At 44.6% G+C, this 8312-nt stretch carries 9 protein-coding genes; 1 reads left to right on the top strand and 8 read right to left on the bottom strand.

Features of this window, described 5'->3' with window-relative positions:
• Positions 1-803: alanine:cation symporter family protein (locus tag IQP38_RS26345; protein WP_228010026.1), on the top strand; the 803-nt coding region annotated here is incomplete at its 5' end.
• Positions 804-903: 100 nt separating this feature from the next.
• Here IQP38_RS26345 and IQP38_RS08155 read toward each other — a convergent pair.
• The 8 genes from IQP38_RS08155 to IQP38_RS08120 all read right to left on the bottom strand — a co-directional run.
• Positions 904-1494: an acetate uptake transporter gene (locus IQP38_RS08155; protein ID WP_005381682.1), complete on the bottom strand. Its 591-nt coding sequence runs from the start codon at positions 1492-1494 to the stop codon at positions 904-906.
• 182 nt (positions 1495-1676) lie between these two features.
• Positions 1677-3380 (bottom strand): chitinase, encoded by a 1704-nt coding sequence (locus IQP38_RS08150; protein ID WP_042521182.1) that lies wholly within the window; start codon positions 3378-3380, stop codon positions 1677-1679.
• Positions 3381-3592: 212 nt separating this feature from the next.
• The gene (locus tag IQP38_RS08145; RefSeq protein WP_193837483.1) at positions 3593-5116 is read right to left on the bottom strand and encodes a Na+/H+ antiporter NhaC family protein; all 1524 of its coding nucleotides are present in this window, start codon (positions 5114-5116) and stop codon (positions 3593-3595) included.
• A 213-nt stretch (positions 5117-5329) separates the two neighbouring features.
• Entirely contained in the window at positions 5330-5515 is a 186-nt protein-coding gene (locus tag IQP38_RS08140) for a hypothetical protein (protein WP_025594098.1), read from the bottom strand.
• A 494-nt stretch (positions 5516-6009) separates the two neighbouring features.
• Complete coding sequence (locus tag IQP38_RS08135) at positions 6010-6276, bottom strand: hypothetical protein (protein WP_005477168.1); 267 nt, start codon at positions 6274-6276, stop codon at positions 6010-6012.
• Between the two features lie 91 nt (positions 6277-6367).
• Positions 6368-6652 (bottom strand): bacteriocin immunity protein, encoded by a 285-nt coding sequence (locus tag IQP38_RS08130; protein WP_193837482.1) that lies wholly within the window; start codon positions 6650-6652, stop codon positions 6368-6370.
• Between the two features lie 343 nt (positions 6653-6995).
• A complete protein-coding gene (locus IQP38_RS08125) occupies positions 6996-7241 on the bottom strand; it encodes a hypothetical protein (RefSeq protein WP_098415012.1) in 246 nt (81 codons plus the stop codon).
• On the bottom strand, positions 7241-8312 hold a 1072-nt coding region (locus IQP38_RS08120), incomplete at its 5' end, for an S-type pyocin domain-containing protein (protein WP_193837481.1). The genes IQP38_RS08120 and IQP38_RS08125, both read right to left, overlap by 1 nt.

Raw genomic sequence — 8312 nt, 5'->3', positions numbered from 1 at the left:
TTGGTGACGCGTTCACACCAATGGCAGGCGTTGGTGCGGCAATCGGCTGGGGTGTAAAACGTGGTGTCTACTCCAACGAAGCAGGTCAAGGTACTGGTCCTCACGCAGCAGCAGCAGCGAGTGTTGATCACCCAGCTCAGCAAGGTCTTGTTCAATCTTTCTCTATTTACATCGATACACTACTTGTGTGTTCAGCAACCGCGTTCATGATTCTTATCACTGGCGCGTACAACGTAAATGGTGCGATTGAAGGTACATTCCTGGTTCAAAACCTACCAGCGGATATTGGTGCAAATGGTCCTGTGTTTACACAGATGGCGATCGAAAGCGCACTACCTGGCGTGGGTAAACCATTCATCGCAATCGCTCTATTCTTCTTCGCGTTTACGACCATTCTGGCTTACTACTACATTGCAGAAACGAACATTGCTTACATTCGTCGTACGTTCAAAGTAAATGGACTGATGTTTATTCTGAAAGTCATCATTATTTCATCCGTGTTCTACGGAACCGTGAAAACCGCCAACTTAGCATGGGCGATGGGTGATGTAGGCGTAGGACTGATGGCGTGGCTAAACATCATCGGTATTTTGATCATCTTCTTTATGTCGAAGCCTGCACTCAAAGCACTGAACGACTACGAAGAGCAACAAAAACGTGGTGTGACCGATTTTACATTTAACCCTGTTGCACTGGGCATTAAAGGCGCAGATTACTGGGAAGATAAGTACCGACGTAAAACGGGTAAAGCACCAACGGCAGACAGCAATAGCGCAGAAACTGTTGAGCAACCATCAACATAGCGTTATCACATAAATAAGAAAAAGCAGTGGTCCGATTGAGGACATAAAAAAGGGGGATTAACCAATGGTTAATCCCCCTTTCTTCATTATGAGTAGCAGCTTAGGCGATAACCGCTTCAACTTTACGAGCGATTTTTGCTTTACCTACAGGTAACACTTCACGACCAAATTCGTTGTTCAGTACTTGTGCCATTGCGAAGTAAATTGCACTTGCGCCACAGAAGATACCCTCGAAGCCAGCGATAGCACCGATCACTTCGCTACCAGTGAAATCACGAGCAGCAAGCAAGAAGAACAGGATAGTTAGAGAACCAAATACCACTTGCTTCGCTGTTGGGTAACATAGAGAACCAATGAACATGAAACCAGTGAAGATGCCCCAAAGCGCTAGGTACCAACCCATAAAGCTTGCAGGGCTTGCAGGAAGCCCCATGTGAGGCATTACGATTAGACCAACCAATGTTAGCCAAAATAGACCGTAAGAAGTAAACGCAGTTGTGCCGAACGTATCACCGCGTTTAAAACACATGATGCCAACGATTACTTGGCTAAGGCCACCGTAAAAGATGCCCATCGCTAGAATCATAGAGTCAATTGGGAAAAATCCTGCATTATGAATATTGAGCAGAATAGTGGTCATACCGAAACCCATTAGACCTAGCGGTGCTGGGTTAGCCAGTTTTGTCGACATGTACAAATACCTTTTTTCAAAAATGTTGATAAAAAATGCGCGCGAATTTTAATGGGCTCCAGAACAAAAGAGAAAAGCTGTTATTGAAAACTTAGATTCCATAAATAAACCACTACATATATAAAAAAAGACCCTGCAAAAAAGCAGAGTCTTTATAGATGGTTAGGTTGTTTTTTACTCGATCACTGACAAGAAATCTCGTCCCAGAACCAGTTGCTTTGCGTTGGGCTTTCCCACACTCCTGGGCCATTTTTCGCAACAAAACATTTGTTTTGGTACGTCACTTTATCGCCGTTAGCGACTTGCGTTACACCCGGCTCCCACTGAATAAAATTGCCTGTCACTGGTGGTTCTGGCTCGGTTACTGGCGGCTCAGGTTCTGTGACGGGCGGCTCTGGCTCAGTCACCGGTGGTTCAGGTTCCGTTGTAGGCGGCTCCGTAGGAGTGCCTGAAACCAGCTTCCACGGGTCTCCTTTCGTTGGCTCATTACCTTGTGACCACCATTTCGCTTCGTAAACAGCACCTTGGTAAGAAACTTGATCACCCGTGTTATATACTTTGCCAGAATCCCAAGCTGCCACACCACCTACAGGCGGATCGACCGGATCCACTGGGTCTAACTTGTCAACTACACGAACTTCTGGCCAACCCGCATGAGATTGGTAGAAGTTAGTTACACATTTCTCATAGTCACCCGCAACTAGCGCAGAGTAAGCCGTTTGGAAACCAACAAGTTCACATTCAAAAGAGTGGCCTCCCGGACGATCTGAGTAGTATTTCCAGTTCCCATCCCAGTTGGTGTACAACACGTCTGTCGCACCATTCAGATTTAAGCTGCCGTAAGGCGTCTGCTGCCAACAGGTATTGGTCTCATCGGCTTCAATTGGAATTTGATAATGAGCGGCAAGTCCTTCCCAATAGCGAATACGGTTAACAGGTTGACCTTTATCTTTGTTTTGCTCTCCACACTCAATACCACCATTGATCACGTTGATGGTGGTACCAAAGCCGTAACCAATGCCAGCATCAAGCTCACGCTGTGAAGGCACCCAAGTACGGTCAATCACATGTAGCATTGCAGGTTTCGGTGCTTGTGGGGTTAGGAAGAACCAGATAGCCGATGCTAAGTTCAGCCACGAATCCGCAACCAAGCCTGGATTTTTCAGCAATACAGATGCATCGCCATCAAACATCACTTCAGAGAACGCGCCATAGTTAAAATGGTAAGAAAGCTGCTTTGCACCACGTCCAAAGTAACCTTGTCCAGACTCACATGGCCAGCGTTTGTTTTGCCAGTCATTTTGACCACAACCTGTTGTGTAACCTTCTTGCCCTTCAGACCATCCCATTTCTCGCACATGAACCAAAGCTTGCTGCCACTCTTCCAACCCTAGCGGATTATCCGATACGTTATCAATCGAAATATGGCCACCGGTTTCTTGTGCAAAGTGAGCAAACGCTGTCACGATCGATTTTTTACAAATTGCATCCGAATCACGACCGTCTGTGTACTCTCCACAGAATGCAGGGAACTTACCAATTGCACGTAGGAAACGCGTGTAAGTGTATTCAGGTGCCGCCATTTGAGTCAGGAAGTCCCACTCACTTTCGGGGAATACACGCTCTACACGCTTCACGTTTTCTGGGTTGGTTGTCGCCCCTGGAACAATCGCTTCAACCACTGAGTTCGGGCGTGTCTCTAATGCTTGTGACCAAATGGCATACATAGGATCAGAAGTTTTGCTTTGCTCTACGGCTTGAACGTCACCACGAGCAATAACATAACCATTCGGATTTTGCGGATCGGGCTGAATATTCATACTCGCATTCACTTGTGCTGCTAAGACACAACTCAATGCAAGAGGAAGATGTTTGAGTGCAAACATGTCTAGTCTCCGGATTTCAACAATACAATATACGAGGAATAACTAGACATATAGTGGATCATATATACGAAACACCGAGCCAAGTACGTTGATTCTGCGAGACAAAATGAATAAATAGGTCCTCACACACATTTTGTCACAAGAAAAATGTTACCTTGACTCAAAAGAAAAGCGGAGACCCTGTGAGCCTCCGCTTTGTGATGTTTCTCTCTTTATTGTTCTGCCGAAACCACCTCTAGCTTCGCGGTTGACTTTTGTTTAGACAGCACAAAATAAACCACACACTGAGAAATAATTGCGGCAAGCACAATCACTGGTGAGGCGTTGATTCCAGCTAAAAGAAAACACCCCAATGCGATCATTCCATTGAGTAATGCGTAAGGTAATTGTGTACGGAAGTGCTCATACTGTTCACACCCCGCTCCTGTCGACGACAAAATCGTAGTTTCAGAGATGGGAGAACAGTGATCGCCAAACAAGCCACCAGATAATACCGCACCAATACAAACCAACAGTGGTGCATCAATCGCGACGGCAGTTGGGATCACTAATGGCATCATGATGGCAAACGTCCCCCAAGATGATCCCGTAGCGAACGAGATAATACCGGCCAGTAAAAACGCAACCGCTGGCAATAACCAGTAAGGGAAACCGGCTTGAGCTTGTTCAGCAATGTATGCAGCTGCACCTAATTCTTTCCCAACCGAGCTAAGCGCCCAAGCCAATACCAGAATCACCGCCACTGACATCATGTTTGACATCCCTTTCAGATAAACCTGAATACCATCCGAAAGCTTTCTTACGCCATAAAACGCCATCAGCGCAATTAAAGTGAAGGCCGCGAAGAAATATGCAGAAGAAAGTGCAGCCCTAAACGTTGATCCTGCCACTTTTTGAAATGGAAAACCGTGTGGCACGAGGATGGTACATAGAACCACCAGCATAACGAGCAAAGGTGCCCATACAAAACTAGATTTTGCATTTTTATGCGTAAACACATTCATGAACTCCTGCACTTTCCCAAAGTCGGAGCCCTGCTCTGCTAGTTGCTCAGCCTTCGCCATCGGTCCGAAATCTAATTTGAAGAAAGAGACAATCGGCACAATCGCGATCGCAAGAAAGGCGTAAAACTGATACGGGATCGCACCAATGAAAGCATCCCAATCACTCATACTGACATTCAGGGCAGTAAACTCTTTTTGAATCAATCCCATGATGTAAACGCCCCATCCGATAAAAGGGATCAAGATTGCGACGGGAGAGGAAGTAGAGTCGATAATAAAAGCTAATTTTTGGCGTGATAATTTTAACTTATCAAATAAAGGGCGAAAAACAGGGCCAACAATCAGTGGTGTACCAAGGTCTGAGAAGAAAATAACCACACCACCGAACCATGCGGACAGTTGAGCTTGGCATTTACTCGCAACCCATTGAGTAACCTTTTTAGCAAACGCCACACCACCGCCAGATTTCTCCATCAAGGCAACAAAGCCACCAATAAAGACCAAGAGCAAAATGACGCCCGCATTGTAGCTGTCAGTTAATTGCGGCAGTAGATAGCTTTTCATCAATGCACTAAACGAGTCTAGTGGCCCTTTTTCGACAAATGTCCCTTCGAGCATAGCGACACCACTCACCACACCCGCGAATAAACCAACAACGACATTTCTTGTGGTCAGCGCGAGGAAAAGAGTAATAAGGATGGGAATGAGAGAGGTAACGTCAGCCTGTTCCATAGCAATACCATTTATGATAATTAAACAATTAAAATGAATATATATTTAATTTAACCGCACGTATATATCTCTCACGAAAAAGTTGGGCCTCCTCTTCACAAACTTGAAGTACAAAAAAACCAGCCCGAAGGCTGGTTCTTATAAACTCAACTGTCTAGAGGAAAATTATTCCCACTCGAAGATCAACGAGCACAAAATACATCTAAATAACAGCTAGTTAGAAATGCCACCTTTCTCGATACCATCATCTATACCATGCGCAGAATTTTTTTGATTTTTTGCGTCTCGTCGGCGTTTTAGTTCGGCTTTGGCCCAAATTGAAGATTCTTCCATATCGCGACGAAGTTCTTGTATCTCTTCAACACTAAGCCGTCGTGGACCTGAGGTAATTCTATCCATCTTGTGCCTCCAACTTGTCGCAGTACATTTTAAAACGCATCAAAACATGAGTTACTAACAAGAAATATTGGGGATATTTTTAGATTGTTTTTCATACACATCTTGAAAGCCATCAACACTGCCCAAAGATTATACAACGAGGAATAACCTCGTTAAATAAAAAGGATCAAATCATGGGTTTGAAACCAGGGCCAAAACCAATAGCCAAGTCGACCGGCAAGCCAGATCAACGTCGACGTGACAACAAAAAAACTCCAGGAAACACTCCCGGCTTAAAGCCAAGCAAATCCTCGACCAAGTAACGCTACCTCAATATCGAGTCAGTGTAAGTGATACTGACTCTTGTTGCTAAAACCCAAAACACGCTTTTGCCCCATTATAAGACAGAGTAAATACTCATTCATATCCTGTTTATTGGGTTTTGCCTTACTAAAAGTAATCCATTCTTCTAATGCTATTCGTTGTTAATCCTCGTGTTGTATTGCGGGGGGCTCTTAAGTTGTCAACATCGTACACAGAACCACCATGTTGTATTTATTCAACATGGTGCATTTAGAAAGAACGTCTTCCCCCAACGGTATCCTTAAACCTTGCTCGAGGAGCTTTGCCATCCATCGTCCATTTAAGGTTCGCAGGTATAAATTGACTTGAATCGGGAGTTTGCCAACTTGCTTCACCGTTTTTTCTGGCGTCCAATTGATGGTTGGTACGTTATCTTCAATCGCAATGGACAAAATATTGAGTTCATCGAGAGCAGCCATAAGGTTCTGACACAAGAGGATTTTGAGCGGTTTTTAGAACAGATTGAGTCGTGTGAATAAGAAAAGGCGTCATCGTGACGCCTTTTACTTTTTACTCTTTGAAGCAAGGTTCTCCTTGCTTAGCGCACCACTCTTTTATTTCTAAAATAACACCGTCAGGAGAGTCCTCCCTACCTGGGGAAGGGTGGAAGATCAGAGCATTACCATCACGGTGAGATACTAACTCTGAAAAATGAGCGGATAGATTTGATATATGCAAGTCATAAGCTTCATCATCTAAGTCGTTAGTGTCGGTATCTTCGAGAAATTCTTCTAAGAAGCGATAGAATTCCGCCTCGGTGTAGTCTTGTAAGGCATCTTTAATTACAAGCTTCATATTATTGAACCTTATGTATCTCAGCAACAGTAGTAAATGTCCGCTTTGAAAGTGTCACAAGAGAGTTTTGAGCTGATATTAAGCATTAACTTGAGCATATTTGATGATTCGCTCGACGGTGATTTCAGGGACACCTTCAAGTAATTCTTGCAGTATAAATACCTCTAAGAAGTAGTCATACCCCTTCGGTAAGCCTCCATTCTCTGGCTCTGTGCAAAATAAAATATGGGATTCAGGATTCCATGTACTGTCAATGTGAATAGTTAAGTCAGGATCTAAATGTAAATGCCTATTGTTTTGTACTATTTGTGATAGATTCATCGGAGCCGAGGTTTTCTCATATTTAGTCGGCAGTACCTAACTGATAATCATACTCTGGATCATAGAAGTATTTATCAATCAACTTCTCTATGTCTAAAGCTTGCGCGTCACTAATATCAAATCCGCCAGCCCCACTTGTTAGGAACTGAATATCATCTTCTTTTAACCCTAATACTTGAGCAATTCCATCGAGGTGTTCTTGTTCAATAGCTAACTCTGAAACGAGTAACTCAGTCTGTTTGTCGAACTTTTCAATAACAATTTTCATTATTTCTCTACCTTTCTAGCCGGGTCTGCTTCTTTTGTTTGCTCTCCCGATATGTGATCAAACTCGCCGATATGTTTACCATTTTTCGTATAAATCTCGACTTTTCCATGCTGAGAATCCCACTCGTAGATTCGTCCTTTTTTATCTTTCCACCGCTCTCTCAGTTTCCCTCCACCTTGTACTGACGTTTTTTTCTTTGCTTTAATTGCATCAGGGAAAGCGGGTAACGGTGGGCTCCCCTTCGGGGCTGGAATGTACTTAATATCGCTATTCGGTTTGTTATAAACCACATAGAGCGGAGCAATGCCTGAGCTTTCAGGGAATACTAAGATCGCATCACGCCAGTCTTTCTCTTCAGGCGCAGGCGTAACGGTGACGTTCGCATCGCTATCCGAGTGGATTGGCGTGACCAGTATATCGTCTTTTTCAAACCCATCACTATGATCGGGGGTAGTTTGCCAACTTGCTTCACCGTTTTCTTCTGGTGTCCAATAGATGGTTGGTCCGTTCTCTTCAATCGCAACGGACAACTGACCATTGTTCCCCTGTTTCACATATTTGATGGGGATTCGTGTGTCATCTACATGATAACCCTGTACTTGCGGATAAAACTCGCCATCTTGGGGCTCGGTAATGTGGACACGAACGCGGCTTTGCGCCGTGGTCACTTGGCGTAAATCTTGGTCTGTGTATTGGGTGTTATCGCCAAACAAGCTTTGCTGCATGGCAAACAAAGCGCCAATGCCCTCGACCTGCCAGCGGTAGCCCTCGACGATTTTGTCTTTCAATGTGCCGGCCAGTTTATCTAAATGCATCGCTGCGGTTTGGGTTTGCTGCATTTGCTCTGGGGAACCGGCGACAGCTGCGGAACTGCCCATAGCCATTTGTGCTTGTGTCGCTTGAATGGCGGGTATGACAGCAGCTGGGTTTGCATTGGCTTGTGCAAAGAAGAATGACCAAGGACCAAAGTTACTAATTGACTCTTGTTGGTCGCCAATTTCAATACATCCCTCTGGTCTGGTGCAGGATTTAGCGAACACGAGCGAGCTTGTGGCGTCTTTTAAATTGAGG

It is taken from the genome of Vibrio sp. OPT41, assembly GCF_015163595.1.
In the GTDB taxonomy this organism is placed as follows: Bacteria; Pseudomonadota; Gammaproteobacteria; order Enterobacterales; family Vibrionaceae; genus Vibrio; species Vibrio alginolyticus.
The sequence above is the reverse complement of the archived record's forward strand: the minus strand, read 5'-3'. Positions and strand labels throughout refer to the sequence as shown.